Annotated in this window: 16 protein-coding genes; 7 read left to right on the top strand and 9 right to left on the bottom strand. The window is 48.8% G+C overall.

Features of this window, described 5'->3' with window-relative positions:
• Nucleotides 1–15: 15 nt before the first annotated feature.
• The 4 genes from mgtE to CWE09_RS10215 all read right to left on the bottom strand — a co-directional run bounded on the left by mgtE (nucleotide 16) and on the right by CWE09_RS10215 (nucleotide 3,808).
• The gene (gene mgtE, locus CWE09_RS10230) at nucleotides 16–1,377 is read right to left on the bottom strand and encodes a magnesium transporter (RefSeq protein WP_126803860.1); all 1,362 of its coding nucleotides are present in this window, start codon (nucleotides 1,375–1,377) and stop codon (nucleotides 16–18) included.
• 34 nt (nucleotides 1,378–1,411) lie between these two features.
• Nucleotides 1,412–2,449 (bottom strand): FAD:protein FMN transferase, encoded by a 1,038-nt coding sequence (locus tag CWE09_RS10225; RefSeq protein WP_126803859.1) that lies wholly within the window; start codon nucleotides 2,447–2,449, stop codon nucleotides 1,412–1,414.
• Nucleotides 2,450–2,646: 197 nt separating this feature from the next.
• A complete protein-coding gene (locus tag CWE09_RS10220) occupies nucleotides 2,647–3,174 on the bottom strand; it encodes a carboxymuconolactone decarboxylase family protein (RefSeq protein ID WP_126803858.1) in 528 nt (175 codons plus the stop codon).
• 85 nt (nucleotides 3,175–3,259) lie between these two features.
• Nucleotides 3,260–3,808: a peroxiredoxin gene (locus CWE09_RS10215; RefSeq protein WP_126803857.1), complete on the bottom strand. Its 549-nt coding sequence runs from the start codon at nucleotides 3,806–3,808 to the stop codon at nucleotides 3,260–3,262.
• 142 nt (nucleotides 3,809–3,950) lie between these two features.
• Between CWE09_RS10215 and CWE09_RS10210 the strand changes: the two genes are divergently transcribed.
• The 3 genes from CWE09_RS10210 to CWE09_RS10200 all read left to right on the top strand — a co-directional run bounded on the left by CWE09_RS10210 (nucleotide 3,951) and on the right by CWE09_RS10200 (nucleotide 8,151).
• Nucleotides 3,951–4,865 carry a hydrogen peroxide-inducible genes activator gene (locus tag CWE09_RS10210; protein WP_126803856.1) on the top strand — a complete coding sequence of 305 codons (915 nt, stop codon included), beginning with the start codon at nucleotides 3,951–3,953 and terminating at the stop codon, nucleotides 4,863–4,865.
• Nucleotides 4,866–4,951: 86 nt separating this feature from the next.
• On the top strand, nucleotides 4,952–6,091 hold the full coding sequence (locus tag CWE09_RS10205; RefSeq protein ID WP_198679707.1) for a PQQ-dependent sugar dehydrogenase: 1,140 nt from the start codon (nucleotides 4,952–4,954) through the stop codon (nucleotides 6,089–6,091).
• 5 nt (nucleotides 6,092–6,096) lie between these two features.
• Nucleotides 6,097–8,151, top strand: coding sequence for a TonB-dependent receptor family protein (locus CWE09_RS10200; protein WP_241974335.1), 2,055 nt, complete (start codon nucleotides 6,097–6,099; stop codon nucleotides 8,149–8,151).
• On the opposite strand, the gene CWE09_RS10195 is transcribed toward CWE09_RS10200, so the two are convergent.
• The 3 genes from CWE09_RS10195 to CWE09_RS10185 are packed head-to-tail and all read right to left on the bottom strand — an operon-like array spanning nucleotide 8,148 to nucleotide 11,770.
• Nucleotides 8,148–8,831 carry a type 1 glutamine amidotransferase domain-containing protein gene (locus CWE09_RS10195; protein WP_126803963.1) on the bottom strand — a complete coding sequence of 228 codons (684 nt, stop codon included), beginning with the start codon at nucleotides 8,829–8,831 and terminating at the stop codon, nucleotides 8,148–8,150. The genes CWE09_RS10200 and CWE09_RS10195 overlap by 4 nt on opposite strands.
• A 58-nt stretch (nucleotides 8,832–8,889) precedes the next feature.
• A complete protein-coding gene (locus CWE09_RS10190) occupies nucleotides 8,890–10,248 on the bottom strand; it encodes a sigma-54-dependent transcriptional regulator (RefSeq protein ID WP_126803855.1) in 1,359 nt (452 codons plus the stop codon).
• A gap of 34 nt (nucleotides 10,249–10,282) precedes the next feature.
• Nucleotides 10,283–11,770 carry a sensor histidine kinase gene (locus CWE09_RS10185; protein WP_241974334.1) on the bottom strand — a complete coding sequence of 496 codons (1,488 nt, stop codon included), beginning with the start codon at nucleotides 11,768–11,770 and terminating at the stop codon, nucleotides 10,283–10,285.
• Nucleotides 11,771–11,984: 214 nt separating this feature from the next.
• On the opposite strand from CWE09_RS10185, the gene CWE09_RS10180 reads away from it, so the two are divergent.
• Together CWE09_RS10180 and CWE09_RS10175 are read left to right on the top strand one after the other, a co-directional pair.
• Nucleotides 11,985–12,365, top strand: a complete 381-nt coding sequence (locus CWE09_RS10180) for a DUF4168 domain-containing protein (RefSeq protein WP_126803854.1) — start codon at nucleotides 11,985–11,987, stop codon at nucleotides 12,363–12,365.
• A gap of 114 nt (nucleotides 12,366–12,479) precedes the next feature.
• Nucleotides 12,480–14,150 (top strand): M28 family metallopeptidase, encoded by a 1,671-nt coding sequence (locus tag CWE09_RS10175; RefSeq protein ID WP_126803853.1) that lies wholly within the window; start codon nucleotides 12,480–12,482, stop codon nucleotides 14,148–14,150.
• Between the two features lie 16 nt (nucleotides 14,151–14,166).
• On the opposite strand, the gene CWE09_RS10170 is transcribed toward CWE09_RS10175, so the two are convergent.
• Entirely contained in the window at nucleotides 14,167–15,225 is a 1,059-nt protein-coding gene (locus CWE09_RS10170) for a glycosyltransferase family protein (protein WP_126803852.1), read from the bottom strand.
• Nucleotides 15,225–15,755, bottom strand: coding sequence for a phosphatase PAP2 family protein (locus tag CWE09_RS10165; protein WP_126803851.1), 531 nt, complete (start codon nucleotides 15,753–15,755; stop codon nucleotides 15,225–15,227). The genes CWE09_RS10170 and CWE09_RS10165 overlap by 1 nt, the downstream gene beginning before the upstream one ends.
• Before the next feature lie 203 nt (nucleotides 15,756–15,958).
• Between CWE09_RS10165 and CWE09_RS10160 the strand changes: the two genes are divergently transcribed.
• Together CWE09_RS10160 and CWE09_RS10155 are read left to right on the top strand one after the other, a co-directional pair.
• Complete coding sequence (locus tag CWE09_RS10160; protein WP_126803850.1) at nucleotides 15,959–16,891, top strand: L,D-transpeptidase family protein; 933 nt, start codon at nucleotides 15,959–15,961, stop codon at nucleotides 16,889–16,891.
• Between the two features lie 50 nt (nucleotides 16,892–16,941).
• Nucleotides 16,942–17,211 carry a hypothetical protein gene (locus tag CWE09_RS10155; RefSeq protein ID WP_126803849.1) on the top strand — a complete coding sequence of 90 codons (270 nt, stop codon included), beginning with the start codon at nucleotides 16,942–16,944 and terminating at the stop codon, nucleotides 17,209–17,211.
• Nucleotides 17,212–17,258: the final 47 nt, after the last annotated feature.

The following is a 17,258-nucleotide window of genomic DNA, read 5'->3' as shown; positions in this document are numbered from 1 at the left end:
GGCACAGATTAGCGCTTAAGCTCCAGCTGCGGGTAAGCCAAGAATGGCAGTTGCGATACCAAAATAAATTAACACACCACTAGCATCAGCGATAGTTGTGACGAGAGGAGTACTGGCAGTTGCAGGATCCCAACCAAGGCGATTCAATAAGAAAGGTAATAACAAACCGACCATACTGCCTATTAAGACTATACATAACATGCTCAGTGCTACCACCAGCATAATGTCAGGACCTGCACGGAACGACCCCACCAGTACAATAGCAACCGCCATAGTAATACCTAGTCCCAAAGATACCGCCAGTTCTTTACCCAGCATTCGAAACCAGTCCCCTTTAGCGACTTCACCTGTTGCTATACCCCTTATCATAAGAGTCGCGGACTGAGCCCCAGAGTTACCACCACTAGCAATAAGTAAGGGTAAAAAGAAAAGCAGAGAAATATATGCAGAAATCGTTTCTTCATAAAACGCAATGGCAGCACCGGAGAATATGTTTACAAAGACCAGTAATACCAGCCAGTTAATGCGTTTACGATAAAGCATGAAAATACTGGCGTCGCGCAGACCACCTTCAATTTTACCAACGGTTGCTGAACGGTGCATAGTATCGGTATCTTCTTCTTCGACAACGTCCATGGCGTCATCGAAGGTCACCATGCCAACCAAAAGATTGTCATCGGTAACTGCGGGAATAGCAATTAAGTCATAGCGGCTAATAATACGGGCGGCTTCTGACTGGGGCATGTCAGGATTAACCGTAACCACATCTTTGGTCATCAGGTCATCCATGATTTCGATAGGCGCTGCTGTAATTAACTGACGCAAAGAGACCACGCCCAGAAGTTTATGCTGAGCATCAATTACATACGCCTGATAGATACTTTCTTTTTCAGGAGCACTCTGGCGTAACTTCTTTAATGCCTGTTCAACAGTTGAACCGGTAGGAACGGTGGCATAGTCTGAGGTCATCACCGAGCCTACGGTACCTTCTTCGTAGCTAGCCAGGCGCAACAAATCTTCCCGCTCAGAACGCGCCAAACGTCGCATCAACGCATCCTGTAATTTAATATCCAGTAAAGCGTAAACATCCGCCCGCTCATCCGAGGACATATCCCGAAAAAGCTGAGCCAGCAGACCCACTTCCATGTGGGAGGCAATTTCCTGTTGATTGTTAGGTCTTAAGTAACCGAATACTTCAGCCTGCTGAGCGGGTTCCAAAAGCTGCATTAAGGTTAATGTACTGTAGACCTCAAAATGCTCGTCCATATACTCAGCGACGTCAGCAGAGGGCATTTCATTCAACGCTTGTCGTAATGCGTCCTGATCACCAGCAGCTACCAGCTCAATCAGGTTCTCATACCCTTCTACATAAGTCATAACAGGCTTCCTTTATTGCAGGCAGTGTTTCTTTTTATTGTACTCGCGGGGCACTCATTTGCTCTGCATGTTCACGTTGAAAGCGTTCTGAAACTATAGTTTCAAATCCTTCTTCACTCCGCACTATAAAAAGCGCTGCGAAATCATATTTATCAGCGAACTCAACACCTTGCTCCACACCCTTTACCATAAGTACCGTAGCATAGCCGTCCGCCAGTGTTGCATTGTCAGTCAACACAGTCACAGCAGCTAAGTTATGAGCGATAGGATAACCGGTTGTAGGGTCTATTGTATGCGAATAACGCACACCATCTTCTTCAAAGTAATTGCGGTAATCACCAGAACTAACCATAGCTGTATCTTCAATGGGTAAAATATGGCGTACCATCTGTTGCGTATCGTTAGGTGCCTCTATGCCAATACGCCAGTTTTGACCCGGCGCCCGCTTACCCTTAGACATAATATCGCCGCCAATATTGACCAGGTGATTATCAATGCCCTGTTCAAGCAAGTACTGACTTACCGCGTCCGAACCAAAACCCTTGGCTATGGCTGAAAGACTGATACTCAAATCACTGGTTCTTTTTACCGTTTGCGCGTCTTCATCCAAAATCACATAGTGATATCCAACACGTTCCAATTCCCGGTCCAGGGCTTCCTGAGGCGGGGCGGTTTCAACCCGTCCATCTGGACCAAAACCCCACAGGTTAATCAAACTGCCCACGGTATGATCAAAAGCGCCGCCAGACATTTGAGCTACCTGTTCACTTTTTTGCAAAACATAAAATAAATCAGCAGGTACCGAAACCGGCTGATGCAACTCTGCGTTATTGATACGGTTGAGGTCGGAATCTTCCCGGTAATTAGACATCTGTCGGTCAACCTCATTCAGAACCTGCATGATACCGCTTTCCAGCGAATCTTTATCTATCTCATGCTGGGCACCTACCGAAACTTCAAAGAAGGTGCCAAAGATATTGCCACGCAGGTTCTGCGGCTCAGGTTCCTGACTGCAAGCGCTGAGAACAATAAAAGAGAGTGCAAAAAGCATCCGGCGGGCAAAATAATTCATTTAATTATCCTCATTCAGGCAGCGGCAGGTTATGTACCAACGGATTCTACCAAAAGCTTACAAATTGAGCTACCCAGGCTACTGTTTTAACGCCAAAAAAAAGCCCGCCGGGGGAGGCGGGCAAAAGGTTCACGGTGTTTTGGGGAACAACCGTTCCCAGGGAAGTCTGCGAAGCATAATCCCCGGGTATTGCAGGATTATGACAGGGAGCGAGAAACTTTTGCTGAATTTAATACAGCGGCTAGTTTCACAGAAGCCTGAATTGCCTGAGCAGACACGTTATGGTCAAGCAGGGTTTTAACATGTGCATCAATGCACATACCGCAACCGTTAAGCGCCGATACCGCTAACGAATACAGCTCAAAATCGGCCTTATCTACGCCTGGATTCGCCATGCCGTTCATGCGCAGACCAGCAGGTAACTTGGCGAATTGCTTGTCGCTTGATAAATGGATAAAGCGATAATAAATATTGTTCATTGCCATCAATGAAGCAGCCAGTTTTGCCGCTTCAATCACATTGGCTTCAATTTTATCAGCAGCCTCAGCTTCGATTGCCGCAATAAGTTCAGCGTCATTCAAAGTGTAAGCCAGTGACAATGCAGTACCGTAGAATTGATCAGGTGTCATGCCTGAAGCGTCTACGTTACTGAATAAATTCGATAAATTCAGCTTGGTGTCCTTGCTGTGACTACCAAGCTCTTGTTTGTAATCAGCAATAGTCATAAAAATTTCTCCGCTCACAAAATTTAACATCGGCTTAGCAGCCATATACAGGGGGGCTAAAATCCCCCCTGTCAGGAAAGTAGAGTTACAGCGTGTCGCCGCCTAATGGACGGTTACAAGGACACAACTCGTCAGTCTGTAAGCCATCCAGAATACGTACGATTTCTGTCGGGTTACGACCTACATTCAGGCTGTTTACTGAGACATGCTGAATCACATTAAAGGGGTCAACTACGAAAGTTGCACGCAATGCGACATTTTCAGTCTTGTCACGAACGCCCAGGCCATCAACCAAATCGCCAGAAGTATCAGCGAAAGAATATTGGTTCAGGCTTTTCATATCCGGGTGCTCACGGCGCCATGCCAGTTTTACGAATTCGTTATCAGTGCTGCCACCCAAAACTACGGCATCACGGTCTGCAAATTCTTCGTTTAATTTGGCAAACTCAACAATTTCAGTTGGGCAAACAAAGGTGAAATCTTTCGGGTAGAAGAAAATAACTTTCCATTTACCTTCAAAGCTGTCCTGAGTAACGGTTTCAAATGCGCTTTCACCATTCTCTTCTGGCATGTTAAAACCTGGTTTAGCTGCCACTACTGAGAAATCTGGTAATTTATCGCCTACTGTTAACATATTATTTCCTCCGGTTAGGATTACGTGTTTCAAATCAACGAGGCTCATGATAGGTTTAGTCTCATATCGGCGAAAGCGAATAAAAGCTATCACCGTAATCGATTAAGCGAATATGGTTCTACCACTGATAAGGAATCACCACATGAGTAAGCTACCTAGTCTGAAGAACCTGAGTTACCTGCTGGCCTTGCACCAGCATCAAAACTTCAATCGTGCGGCTCAAGCCTGCTATGTCAGCCAATCAACCTTAAGTAGCGGTATTCAGAACCTGGAAGATCAACTTGAGTGCCAGCTCATTGAGCGTGACCATAAGTCCTTTTTGTTTACCGGTATGGGCGAGGAAATTGTCGATAGAGCACGCACAATACTTACCCATACTGAAGAGCTGATGAACCACGCTCAAAGCCAGGGCGAAGTCATGCAAGGCCCACTTCGGATCGGCTGCATACCTACTATTGGCCCCTTTCTTCTGGGTCCGATGAGTAAGAAGTTATGCCATGACTATCCCAAATTGCAGTTACAGATTCGTGAAGATACGACTCAGCAGTTGCTGCAGCTACTAAAAAACGGAGAGCTGGACGCCTTGATTCTTGCCTTGCCCGTTGAAACGCAGGGCAATCAGCACTGGATGCTTGGCCGCGATCCTTTCAAGATGGTTCTACATCCGGATCTGGCTGAATTAGTTGGAGAACCCGTAGATTATTCGCGCTTACCGGACGCCAGCATTTTTCTTCTGGAAAAAGAACATTGCTTAACAGGGCATGCTGTGACGGCCTGCCGTCTGGGAGACTCCCGTAAAATAAACCCATTTACAGCGTCGAGTCTGCATAGTCTGGTGCAAATGGCGGATGCCCGCGTAGGAGCTACCTTTGTGCCGCAGATGGCCATCGACCAGGGTATTCTAAAACAAACCAGTCTGGTGCCGGTCTCTCCCACGGACAGTGAAGCTTACCGTGAAATTGGCCTGGTTTTCCGACCAACCACCAGTCGTCGGCAAACTTTTCGTAAATTAGCAGAGGTAGTGGCTGCATTGTTGCCGCAAAGTACCTTAAAGTAAGTTGAAAGAAGACATAAAACAGTAATCTTTGTCTACGCTATATACGTACATTATTAATCAATTGACACTAATCGGAGCATGATTTTATGCGTGAGCTGAAAAAAGCGCTGGTCCTGGCCTCAACCCTGGCCTTTACTGCGGGCTACACCGCCTCAGCCTCGGCTGAAACCCTACAAACCCGATGGGCTGATATTCAGGTGGAAACCCTGAGCGAAGGACTCAACCATCCGTGGGGCATCGCCTTTCTGAGTAACGGTCGTATGCTGGTCACTGAACGCGCAGGCCACATGCGTATTGTTGAATCCGATGGCAATAAGGGCGACCCCATAGAAGGCCTCCCTGAAATCAAAGTTATGCGACAGGGCGGCTTGATGGACGTCAAACTGAGCCCTGATTACGAGAACGACCAAATTATTTATTTCTCATATTCTGAGCCGGAAAGCGAAGGTAGTGAGATAACCAGCACTGCGGTTGCTAAAGCTCGGTTACAAGACAACACATTGCATGACCTGGAAGTTATCTTCAGTCAGTATCCGAAAGAACAGGGTGGCCGACATTACGGCGGCCGCATGATATTCAGCGCAGATGGCGAGTATCTGTTTCTCGGCCTCGGTGATCGCGGCGACCGCCAGGACGACGCGCAAACCTTAGATAATCACACCGGCAAGTTAATTCGTATTTATCCCGACGGCTCAGTACCGGAAGACAATCCCTTTGTCGGTGAAGAGGGTGCACAACCTGAAATCTGGTCCTACGGACATCGTAATATTCAGGGTATGGATATCCAACCTGACACTGGCCTGATGTGGGCGGTAGAACATGGTCCTCAGGGGGGCGATGAAGTAAACCTGCCTGAAGCTGGTAAAAACTACGGCTGGCCAGTGGTTACCCATGGCGAACAATACGGCGGTGGTGAGGTAGGCATTGGTTTTGACAAAGAGGGCATGGAATTACCCGTTTGGCACTGGACCCCTTCTATCGCGGTTTCCGGTATGGCATTTTATGACGGCAATCAATTCCCTGCCTGGCAGGGCAATATTCTGGCCACCGGCCTTCGTGGTCAAAATCTGGCCCGATTAGAAATGGACGGTGATCGGGTTATCCACGAAGAAGATATGGATCTTGGCCAGCGCATCCGGGAAGTCCGTATTGGTCCAGACGGTAATATCTACCTGTTAACGGATCATGAGAACGGTAAAATTTTACGTCTTTCACCTGCGGAGTAGTTAACGTGGTCAAACACAGTCTGGGGCTCGCTATTTCAGCGAGCCTTTTCATGCCTGCCGCCATGGCAGACGACGAAGTGACGAAACCCAGTTCTGAAGAGCGAATAGTGGTTACCGCTACCCGCACAGAAACACCCTGGTTAACCACTCCTGCGAGTGTGCAGCGTGTTTCTGTGGAACAGCAACACCCTGGGTTACGAGTCGATGCCGCCGAGTTATTGCAAGGCATTCCCGGCGTTCAGGCGGATACCCGGTATAATTTCGCTCAGGATACACGCATTGTCCTGCGTGGTTTCGGAGCCCGGGCCGCCTTCGGTGTACGGGGCATTCTCATGCGACTGGATGGCATTCCTTTGTCGATGCCCGATGGCCAGGCACAGACATCCAGTATTTTCCTCGATGAACCCGAGCGGGTAGAAGTCCTGCGCGGGCCTTTAGCTGGCGTTTACGGCAATGGTGCGGGCGGCATTATCGATTTTCAAAGCGCGATTCCGGACAGCAGTTATTTAAGGGCTGGCCACGCGGCTGGCGCCAACAGCCGTGCCCGTAGCACTTTAGACGCGGCTTATAGAGAAGATACAATGGCCTTTAGTTTGCATCATGCCCGCTTTCGCACCGATGGCGATCGTGAGCAGTCAGAGGTTGAACGCGATCAGTGGGCGGCACGCATGTATTACGAATGGGACAATAACATTCAGCTGATTGCGCGCCTGGATGATAACAATGCCCCCCTACTGCAAGACCCAGGGTCGCTAACCCCTGAACAATGGCGCGAGGATCCTCAGCAAACCTTTGCCGGCGCCAGCGTCTTTAACACGCGTAAAAGCATACGTCACCGCCAGCAATCGATAACCCTGCGCCAACGTCTGGACAACCAGCAGTGGCAGGTGGCTGGCTGGCATGGACAGCGTGAAATAGAACAATATCTGCCTTTCCCTGGCGATGCCGAAACCTCATCCGGTGCCGTTATTGATCTGGAGCGGGGGTTCTATGGCATGCATGCACAATATAGCTGGCTTCCTTATGCTTTAGACCAGCGGCTGGAATTGAACCTTGGACTGGATCTGGAACGCCAGGAAGACACCCGCCTGGGGTTTGCAAATGACTTTGGGCAACGAGGTGAATTGCGCCGCGACGAAACCGGCAAGGTGGAAAGTGACGATATCTACGCACTCAGCACCTGGCAGTTTAGTGATGACTGGAACTGGTTCGTTGGAGCCCGTTACAGTCAAATCAATTTCAGTGTTGATGACAGATACATAGTACCAGGCGTCGTTCCGGATGACAGTGGGTCACTGAGTTATGATGAGCAGTCCTGGTCAACCGGTCTGAATTACCAGTTTCTGCCTGACTGGTCTGCATTTGTGTCTTTTGGTGAAGGTTATGAAACGCCTACGCTGACTGAGCTTGCCTATCAGAATGAAGGCACCGGCCTGAATACCGAACTCACGCCCGCACAAATCGAGCAAGCCGAAGCTGGTATCAAGTGGCAGGGCCGTCAGGGACAGCTGCAATTCAGCCTGTTCGACATACAAAGCCGTGACGATATCGTCGTCGACCGCTCCATTGATGGTCGTACAACCTATCGCAACGCCGCTCGTACAGAACGCCAGGGCGCTGAACTAAGCCATCAATGGTATTTTCATCCTGCCTTGCAACTGCGCAGCAGCGCCAGTTTTATCAGTGCTCGCTATACAGGAGACGAACTGGATGGTCGCCGCCTTCCGGGCATAGCCAACACCAACTTGTTCAGCCAGCTTAGCTGGCAGCCCTGGCACGATAATCGGCTGCGGGCTGCCGTCAGCGCTCTCTACCGCTCACGGATCGCAACCACCGATAACAATACCGAATTTGCACCTTCGGCCCTGGTCTGGAATGCTTCGCTTCAGGCCCGTCAGGACCACCAGAGCTGGACCTTTAACCAGTGGTTACGTATAGACAATCTACTAGACAGGGACTACGTAGGAGCCGTTGTAGTCAATCAGGGGAGTGGCCGCTCTTTTGAACCTGCACCCGGCCGACAGCTGAGTGCAGGAGTCACTATTCAGCGAAGCTTTTAAGGCTTACCGTGCAGAACCTGCAGTAAAGCTTTCGCTGCGGGTTCTGAAGACGCCGGGTTCTGACCGGTAATCAACAGACCATCCTGCAATATGAAAGGTTCCCAATCAGGACCCGATTCATAACGCCCGCCTTTGGCTTTTAATTCATCTTCCAGCAGGAAAGGCACTATCTTAGTCAATTCCACAGCTTCCTCTTCACTGTTGGTGAAGCCGGCAACCGCACGACCCGAGACCAGAGGCTTGCCAGCCAGCGTTGCATTCAGTAAAACCGCAGGAGCATGACAGACCGCAGCCACCGCCTTGCCCTGTTCCCAGAAGCTTTCAAGCAGGCGAATAGAGTCTTTATCATCAACCAGATCCCACAAAGGACCATGGCCACCGGGATAGAACACCGCATCAAACTCATCAGCACTGACTTCAGATAACCGCTTAGTATGCGCCAGCTTTTCACGCAGAGCATCATCCTTATAAAAACGTCGGGTAGCTTCGGTCTGAGCATCATCACCCTCACTGTTAGGATCTATCGGTGGCTGGCCGCCGGCTGGCGATGCCAGGGTAATATCAACCCCCTGTTCTGCGAATACATAATAAGGTGCTGCAAATTCTTCTACCCAGAAGCCAGTTTTATGGCCAGTATCACCTAGCTTATCGTGCGAGGTCAGTACCATTAATATTTTCATCATTACACTCTCTATTATTTAGTTTCGAAGGTTGTTACGCCTGCGCCGGGCAACAGGATCAGTCTTCCAGCCAACGATACAGCGTACGTCGGGTAACCCCGAGTATCTCAGCTGCCTTGCGTTTATTGCCTCCAGATTCGCGCAATACGTAGCGTACATAGTCTCGTTGCACATCACTTAAGGAGCGTAGCTGCGATAACGGCACTTCGCCAAACCCAGGTGTTTGTTCTTCGTTATTACTGACCTGCGCTTCTTTTTGCATACGGTCCGGTAAGTGCTGCGGCAAAATCTCTTTGCCCTGACAAAACGTAACCGCTCGTTCCATCGCATTCTGCAGTTCGCGCACGTTGCCAGGAAATGGATAGTTATAAATACGGTCCAGAGCCGCACTACTTAACACGGGAGGTGTGTCATTTTCCTTGGTCAGAGCGGCGAGGAAAAACTGTGCCAGCAACTCCCGGTCGTCGCCCCGCTCCCTTAAAGCAGGAACCTGCAACGCAAAAGTTTCCAGCCGATAAAAAAGGTCTTCACGAAATTGCCCTTCACTGACCAAAGCTTCAAGGTCACGGTGCGTTGCAGCTATAATCCGCACATCAACCTGAATTTCCTGATCACTACCAACCGGACGCAAAGTGCCTTCCTGCAACACCCGCAGTAACTTGGCCTGCAGTTCCAGCGGCATTTCTCCAATCTCGTCCAGCAACAACGTTCCCTGATCCGCTTCTTTCAACAGACCTGAGCGCGCTTTCTGTGCACCAGTAAAAGCGCCCGCTGCATGGCCAAAGAATTCGCTTTCCATCAGTTCCAGAGGAATACCCGCGCAATTCACTGCCAAAAAAGGTCCGTCTTTGCGACTACTTTCTTCATGAATAGCTTTAGCAACAAGCTCTTTACCAGTGCCACTTTCACCTAATACTAATACGGCCGATTCAGCCCCCGCGACCTGAGCAATTTGGTTAACCAGATCACGCATGGCTCGGCTGTTCCCAATCATGCCGTGAAAAGAGTTATCGCCCAGAGAGCGACGAAAAGCATTCACCGTGTTCTTCAGTCGCCGGTTTTCTATAAGCCTTCGGGTAGCCAGCAACAAGTGCTCAATATCCAGTGGTTTGGTAAGAAAATCATCGGCCCCCTGTTTTAAAGCATCAACCGCCTGCGAAACCGTTCCAAAGGCAGTGATTAGCAAAATAGCCGGCGCTGCAGGTAACTTCTGCAGGTGTGGGATCATACTCATACCATTAGCACCCGGTAAACGCAGATCACTAATCACCAAATCCGGCTGCCAGTTTTCAATTTCAGGCAATGCCTGTTCCACCGAATCCTGCGCCTGCACCTGGTAACCCTCGGCTTCCAGCTCTTCCTGCAATAACTCTCGTAAGCCAGGATCGTCTTCCACCACGTAAATTCGTTCATCCATAGTGTTTTTCCGCACCACATCTTTTTCTACCACGTTAAGACTCCTGCTCAATCGGGCTGTCCGGCTGCCTGGGGAAACACAAAGTAACCTCGCAGCCTCCATCAGCGTGATTACCAATACTTAAGCTACCGTTATGCTCGGCCATTACGTTATCCACAATAGCTAAGCCGAGCCCGGTACCTTCACCCTGTGCCTTTGTTGTGTAAAAAGGTTCCAGAAGCTGATATTCATCAACATCTTCTGGCAGCCCGCTACCGTCATCGCGCACCCGAATGACGACCTGGTTAGCACCGTCCTCAAGTGATACCTCAACTCTTTTTGCAGCAACCTGAGCTGCATTGCGAATGATATTAACCAACGCCAGCTCGATACGGGATTCATCACATAAAGCATGTAAAGATGGCGAAGAGAGTAGCGTCAATCGAGGACCATCTTCGGGCAATTCATGACGCACGTTTTCCAGACATTCGTTGATCAATTCATTAAGCTGCACGTTAGAGAAACCACTTCCCGTGCGACGGGTATAGTTAAGTAGCTGCCGCACAATACGCGTCAACCGGGCCACTTGCCCGCGAATAGCCGTCAACTGCCGTATCTCATCAGGATTTTCGTTCGCCTTTAATAAGCGTCGGGCACGACCATCAATTACGGTTAATGGTGCACCCAGTTCATGAGCAACCCCGCCGGCCACGCGACCAATAGCAGCCATTTTTTCCTGATGCTGAAGCTGCTGGGCCAGGGTTTCTTCATGTGCCTGACGCTTGGCCAGTTCCAAGTCTTTTCTATCAATGCTATCCAGCATTCGGTTCAGCCCTTTCGCCACTTCAGCGATTTCCGTAGGGCCCGTCTCCAGAGCACGGTGCGAACGCTCCCCGGTTTCTATTCTGTTCATACTCATTTTCAGCGCATTAACATGCCGCCCCACGCCACCATAATGGCCGAAAATAACAATAGCTAAAGTCACCAGACACATCACCCACCAAGTTGCCCAGGCGGTTCTTGATAACTGCTCTAAAGAAGCATCAAAGTCACTAGCGCGCCGGTTAATCTGGATAAATCCATTGGTACGCCCCAGGTCATCAAACACAGGGATAAAATGAGAGAACAAAAACATGCCAGAGACCTGTCGGTAACGCTCCTGTTGTTCACCTGTAGTTACCACCTGCTGGGCAACCTGACTGGATGTCAGGTCGCGTTCAGTAATGCCAGCTGCAGCAACCTGGTTACCATTAACATCAAATACTGAAGCACCGTAAATCCGGCCAATATCAAACACTGACTGCAAGGTTCGGCGCACGGCCTCCTCATCACCAACAGCCAAAGCTTCGCCTATAGGTAGCCGAATGGCGCGGCCAATGAGTTCGACATCGTCTTTTAATCGATCGGACTCTAATTTAGAAACGCGGTCCAGGCCATAACCAATGCCCAATCCAGCGGTAACCAGTAAGGGCAGAACCACATACAAGAGCAATGCTCTTTGCATGCCTGCAAGTTGCCAGAACTGGCGGGGTAGTTTTTTCATAGTTGTGTCACTTCTGTCACTGACAAATCTGTCATATGTGACAAAAGTATACACTATAGTTCCATTTTAAATTCTTCAAACTCGGCCTAAAACGCCAAAAATAACTTAAACATCAAATATAACAATAACTTACAACAACCCCTGAAAGGTTGGCATGGAGTTCGCTTTAGTACTAGTGAATTAACAAATTATATTTCAACGAGGAGAACGTCTTATGTTAAAACGTACTTTCGCACTATCAGCACTTGCAGCCGCTATGTTTTCTGTTCCAGCTCTTGCTCAGGACCAACAGCAACAACAGCAGGAATATGCACAGCAGCAAATGGAAGAAATGCAGAATGAGCCAGTAACTCAAGAGCAACTGGAACAGTTTGCATCAGCGTTGAACGATATTGAACGTATTAACGATGAGTTTGTTGAGCAGCTTGAAGCCGCTGAAACTCAGGAAGAAGCTCAAGAGCTACAAATTTCAGCTCAGAGCGAAATGGTTGAAGCAGTTGAAGACAGTGGTCTGAGCGTTGAAGAATATAACGCTATCGCATATCGCATGCAGAACGACCCTGAAGTTCAGCAACAAATTGAAGACCTGCGTTAATCGCAGTTTCATTGCTCAAACAGGAAAAGCGCGGCCTTTGGGTCGCGCTTTTTTTTTATCTCAATGCTATGATGTTGTCACAAAAATGTTGCTCCACACCAAGAGGGAAGACTCATGCGACAACTCACTTTTCTCGCTGCCGCAAGCCTACTTGCCGTAGCCTGTTCGCCAGCTCAGACTCCACAACCTGAGACTGCCCCCCCCGTTGATGCAGACGGTTATGTTGATTATCATTTTAATGACAATTATCGTGAACATCTGCGCATACTTTCGTCCGATGAATTTGAAGGCCGGGCTCCCGGAACACGTGGGGAAGAACTCACTATCGAGTACGCCACGGACATATTCTCTTCACTGGGGCTAGAGCCGTACAACGAAGATGGCTACCTGCAGCCAGTGCCCTTAGTTCGCATCGCCCCGACGCGTGTAACTAACATGCAACTTTCACACAACGACGAGCAAAGTGAATTCAAATACCGTGAAGAAATGATGGCCTGGACACCTCGGGTAGTAGAGCAGGTTGAGGTGAACAAAAGCGAGTTGGTATTTGTCGGTTATGGCATCGTTGCACCGGAATTTGACTGGAACGATTATGAAGGCCTGGATGTTGAAGGCAAAACCGTAGTTATGTTTGTCAATGACCCGGGCTATGCCACCCAGGATGACGACTTATTTACAGGCAATGCCATGACTTATTATGGCCGCTGGACCTATAAATTTGAAGAAGCGGCCCGTCAGGGCGCCACTGGCGCCATTATCATCCACGAAACTGGCCCTGCAGGTTATGGCTGGAATGTTATCGCCGGTGGTTCACCGGTTCGTTTTGACCTGGCTCGCGAAAATCGCAATATGGATCGCAGCACTCTGGAAGGCTGGATTACCGACAACAAAGCTGAAGAACTGTTCGCGAACATTGGTATGACTCTGGGAGAAGCTCATGAGCTTGCGCTGGCTGAAGATTTCTCCGCCATTGACCTGCAAACATCCTTATCGATGACCGTAGAAAACGAATTTGAATATATCGATACGCATAATATTCTTGGTTACATTGAAGGTAGTAAATACCCGGAAGAGCATGTGATTTATATGGCTCATTGGGATCATCTGGGTGTCGAGCCTATCAGTGGCGATATCTATAACGGAGCCCAGGACAATGCCAGCGGTACAGCCGGTGTTCTGTCCATCGCAGAAAAGTTTGCCCAGGCAGAAGAAGCACCAGAACGCAGTGTTGTCTTCCTTCTGGTTGGCGCTGAGGAGCGCGGCCTGTTAGGTTCAGCCTGGTATGCGGATAATCCAATGTTACCGCTTGAACAGGCAGCAGCTGGCATTAACATGGACGTTATGAACGTCTACGGCCCAATGAAGGATTTTGTAGTTGTTGGCTGGGAAAACTCCGACATGCAGCAATACGCAGAACCTTATGTAGAAGCTCAGAACCGCTACCTGGCACCGGAAACAAACCCTGAAGCGGGTATTTTCTATCGTTCAGATCACTTCAGTCTGGCTAGCAAAGGCGTTCCTATGCTGTATGCCAAAGGCGGTAATGATCACTTTGAAAAAGGTGAAGAATGGGGCCAGGAGCAACGCGCTATATATAATCGTGAAGCCTACCATCAACCAGCTGATGAGTATGACCCTGAATGGGACTTACGCGGCACTCATCAAGACTTATGGATTTATTTCCGTATCGGTAATCACCTGGCAAATAGCCGCGGTTGGCCGCAGTGGGCTGAAGGTAATGAATTTGAAGCTATGCGCACACGCAGTGACGAACAGCGCCAGTAATTAAAACTTAAAACCGTCAGGCAGTCGCCTGACGGTTTTCTTTTTCTTGCCCCCACAAACGTAAACTCAGGCTGCGCACCGGTTCATCCGCCCCGTCAGCCAGCCAGTTAACTAACTGCGGTGCAATATCCGGCCACTTGATCTGCGCTGGAATAGCATGCCGTAACCACATGGACATGCACTCCCGATCTAAACCAAACATTACAGAAGCCAAATCATGTTCCGCCAGGCAATGAGCATTGGCGTATTGTTCAAACTGCCCACTCAAAGGTTTCACCAGTAATTTTTTTCCCAACGCCAGCGCCTCACTACTGGTTTCAAAGCCAGCATTAGAGATTACTCCTTGAACCTGGCTAAATACCTCCGCAAATCCCTGCCGGGACGGGGGATAATACTGGCAATGCGCATTTTCCATACGAGTCGCCTGCGGATGAAAAATACTAAAGCGGAAGTTATTAAAAGGAGCCAACAGCTCTTTAATCTTAGCCAGCGATTCAAAAGGCAAATACACCAGAAAATGCCCTATATCCATAGCGGTCCGCCCGTGGCCTGCACTGTTTAATGCGTGGCCCAATAGCGGTGGCACCAACTCTGGTACCTCCTGCCAGTGTGTGCCAATGGCGGTATCACAAGGAGCAAACTGCTTTAACATCGCGCGTTGTAGGGAATTGATGGGTAACTGATGATTGTGTTTCTGGAAAGCATATTGCCTGCCCAATCCAACACATGGCACTCCTTGTCGCTTCGCCGCCCAGGCGGCAACTGGCTCGAAATCAGTAACAACCAGGTCATAAGAACTTAAATTGAGCTCTTTCACGTCTTGCCAGAATTGTAGCCACGGATTTTTACTTACCGTACCCAACAATGACACTCTACCGCCTCGGGTAGCAAAGCTAAGGCCTTGTCGCCAGCTAAAGTCGCCAAAGGCCTGCATTTCAAAAAGCGCTGAGGGTGACCGTCCGGAGATCAGGTAATCAACTTTCAGGTCCTCTCGCTGTGCAAACTCGGCCGCCATTGCATAAGCCCGGGTTAAATGGCCGTTGCCAGTTCCCTGAATCGCATACAGTATTTTCATTAAAAAGCCCCGAAAATAAATAAGGTGAAACTCGATAGCAAAATTCCCAGCATGGCGCCCGCCGCTATATCAGTCGGGTAATGAACACCCAAAGCAACTCGCGACAGACCAACGGCCGAAGCCCATACATACAAGTAAAAAGTTAACTCCGGCAGTTGCGTACTACAAAGGCTGGCAAACAAGAAAGCCGCCGTTGTATGGCCGGATGGAAAACTGAATTTATCGCTGGCGGTGATCACAGCGACCACTGAAGATAGCTGTTGATAGGGGCGTGGTCGGCGTAGCAGGTTTTTCAGCAACCAATAACAAGGCAACTCAATAGCAAAACCGGTCAATAAAAGCAGGCTCAGCAAGCTTGCTTCTGGCCATCCCATGCCATAAGCAAAGACAACAAAGGCCAGATAGCCATAACCATCACCACTACGTGAAACCCATAACGCGGGTTGCGCCCGTGGAGTAAAGCGTAGTTGTGCTGATAACCAGATAAAGCCCGCTTCATCCAGACGTTGAATTTGGTGCATCCACTTCATCAAGTTTTCCTCGCTGTGTGGCTTTGCTCACAGGGCTACCATAGGCCGGTTGAATGAAGCTATTGCTACTGATATATGACGTTTTTATGAAAGTAGCGGAAAGAATATTGATGAAGAATTAGAAAATTACGGTTATTACTTAACCATTTATTCAAATGTCAGTATGATAGGCGCCTATAAGTTCGGGGGATAGTGCGACACATATGAAGTACCTTGTGAAAGTTTTTGGTTTTAGTTTAATTTTTATTTTTTCATTTTCGCTCACTGCACAGGACAATAATAAATTTGCCTGGCCAGCGGAGGGCTCCAGCGTAATTGGTAATATACAAAGCACTACCGTTGAAGAAGGTGAGACCTTATTAGATATCGCGGAACGTTATGGCTTAGGTTATAACGAAATCGTTGCCGCCAACCGCGATTTAGACCCCTGGATTCCAGAAGTTGGGGCTAAAGTAACATTGCCTACGCAATTTATTTTACCTACGGCACCCATGGAAGGAATAGTCGTTAATCTGGCAGAGTATCGTCTTTATTATTTCATGCCGGAAAAAAATCTTATTTATACCTATCCGATTGGTATTGGCCAAGGCAATACACCAACGCCAATAGGGCGTATGGAGATTAATGCGCGCATGGCTAACCCAACCTGGTATCCACCCGCATCAATACGTCAGCGTTGGCAGGATCAGGGGAAAGAAGTACGTCGGCAAATTCCCGCTGGCCCCGACAATCCATTAGGACCTTACGCTATTAACTTAAGTAAAGCGGGTTACCTTATTCATGGCACCAATCAAAGATTTGGTATTGGTACCCGCGCCAGCGCAGGTTGCATACGTATGAATAATCAGGATATACAGGCACTGGTTGAAATGACTTATATAGGGGTGCCCGTGAATATTATTGAGCAACCTATAAAAACTGGGTGGTCCGGGAAAAACATTCTGATAGAAGCGCATCGCCCCGTTTCCGTAACCGATAATGCCGTTGCGCACAAAGATATGGTTACAATGCTGGTGGAATTGCGGGCGCGCCACAAGCTCCCCCCAATTGACTGGACACTAGTAGATAAGGCCTTTAATCGTAAAGATGGGATCCCATTTGCAGTGAATCAAAATTTAGCACATTATGATGATTAGGGTGTTCAATAAATAATTACAATATAATTTCATGCCATAAGGGGAATAATATGAAACGTGTGAATATTAAATCAGGTTTAATACTGGGACTGTTAACGCTGGGGCTAATGACAGGCTGTGCCTCTCAAACTCAGCAAGATGAAATTTCTCAGCTACGTGCTGATTTACGCTCAGCAGAACGGGCCGCTGAAAGCGCTGAGAACTGTGAACGTCAGGTCGAAGAGCTACGTCAGCGTGCAGAGCAGGCTGAGGATCGGGCAGAGGAATTAGAAAGACGCATGCAGCGTATGGAAGAACGCATGCAGGGCAGCAAAACTTAGCTCCCAGGAATTCCGTGGAAGCCCCGTAAATGGGGCTTTTTTTATGC

It is taken from the genome of Aliidiomarina minuta, assembly GCF_003987145.1.
GTDB lineage: Bacteria > Pseudomonadota > Gammaproteobacteria > Enterobacterales > Alteromonadaceae > Aliidiomarina > Aliidiomarina minuta.
The sequence above is the reverse complement of the archived record's forward strand: the minus strand, read 5'-3'. Positions and strand labels throughout refer to the sequence as shown.

Bases quoted from the DNA above. Each gene is read 5' to 3' on its own strand.
- CWE09_RS10205 (WP_198679707.1), top strand. From the start codon at position 4,952: ATGCGTGAGCTGAAAAAAGCGCTGGTCCTGGCCTCAACCCTGGCCTTT.
- CWE09_RS10160 (WP_126803850.1), top strand. From the start codon at position 15,959: ATGAAGTACCTTGTGAAAGTTTTTGGTTTTAGTTTAATTTTTATTTTT.
- CWE09_RS10195 (WP_126803963.1), bottom strand. From the start codon at position 8,831: ATGAAAATATTAATGGTACTGACCTCGCACGATAAGCTAGGTGATACT.
- CWE09_RS10175 (WP_126803853.1), top strand. From the start codon at position 12,480: ATGCGACAACTCACTTTTCTCGCTGCCGCAAGCCTACTTGCCGTAGCC.
- mgtE (WP_126803860.1), bottom strand. From the start codon at position 1,377: ATGACTTATGTAGAAGGGTATGAGAACCTGATTGAGCTGGTAGCTGCT.
- CWE09_RS10165 (WP_126803851.1), bottom strand. From the start codon at position 15,755: ATGAAGTGGATGCACCAAATTCAACGTCTGGATGAAGCGGGCTTTATC.
- CWE09_RS10210 (WP_126803856.1), top strand. From the start codon at position 3,951: ATGAGTAAGCTACCTAGTCTGAAGAACCTGAGTTACCTGCTGGCCTTG.
- CWE09_RS10170 (WP_126803852.1), bottom strand. From the start codon at position 15,225: ATGAAAATACTGTATGCGATTCAGGGAACTGGCAACGGCCATTTAACC.
- CWE09_RS10185 (WP_241974334.1), bottom strand. From the start codon at position 11,770: ATGAAAAAACTACCCCGCCAGTTCTGGCAACTTGCAGGCATGCAAAGA.
- CWE09_RS10225 (WP_126803859.1), bottom strand. From the start codon at position 2,449: ATGAATTATTTTGCCCGCCGGATGCTTTTTGCACTCTCTTTTATTGTT.
- CWE09_RS10155 (WP_126803849.1), top strand. From the start codon at position 16,942: ATGAAACGTGTGAATATTAAATCAGGTTTAATACTGGGACTGTTAACG.
- CWE09_RS10220 (WP_126803858.1), bottom strand. From the start codon at position 3,174: ATGACTATTGCTGATTACAAACAAGAGCTTGGTAGTCACAGCAAGGAC.
- CWE09_RS10215 (WP_126803857.1), bottom strand. From the start codon at position 3,808: ATGTTAACAGTAGGCGATAAATTACCAGATTTCTCAGTAGTGGCAGCT.
- CWE09_RS10190 (WP_126803855.1), bottom strand. From the start codon at position 10,248: ATGGATGAACGAATTTACGTGGTGGAAGACGATCCTGGCTTACGAGAG.
- CWE09_RS10180 (WP_126803854.1), top strand. From the start codon at position 11,985: ATGTTAAAACGTACTTTCGCACTATCAGCACTTGCAGCCGCTATGTTT.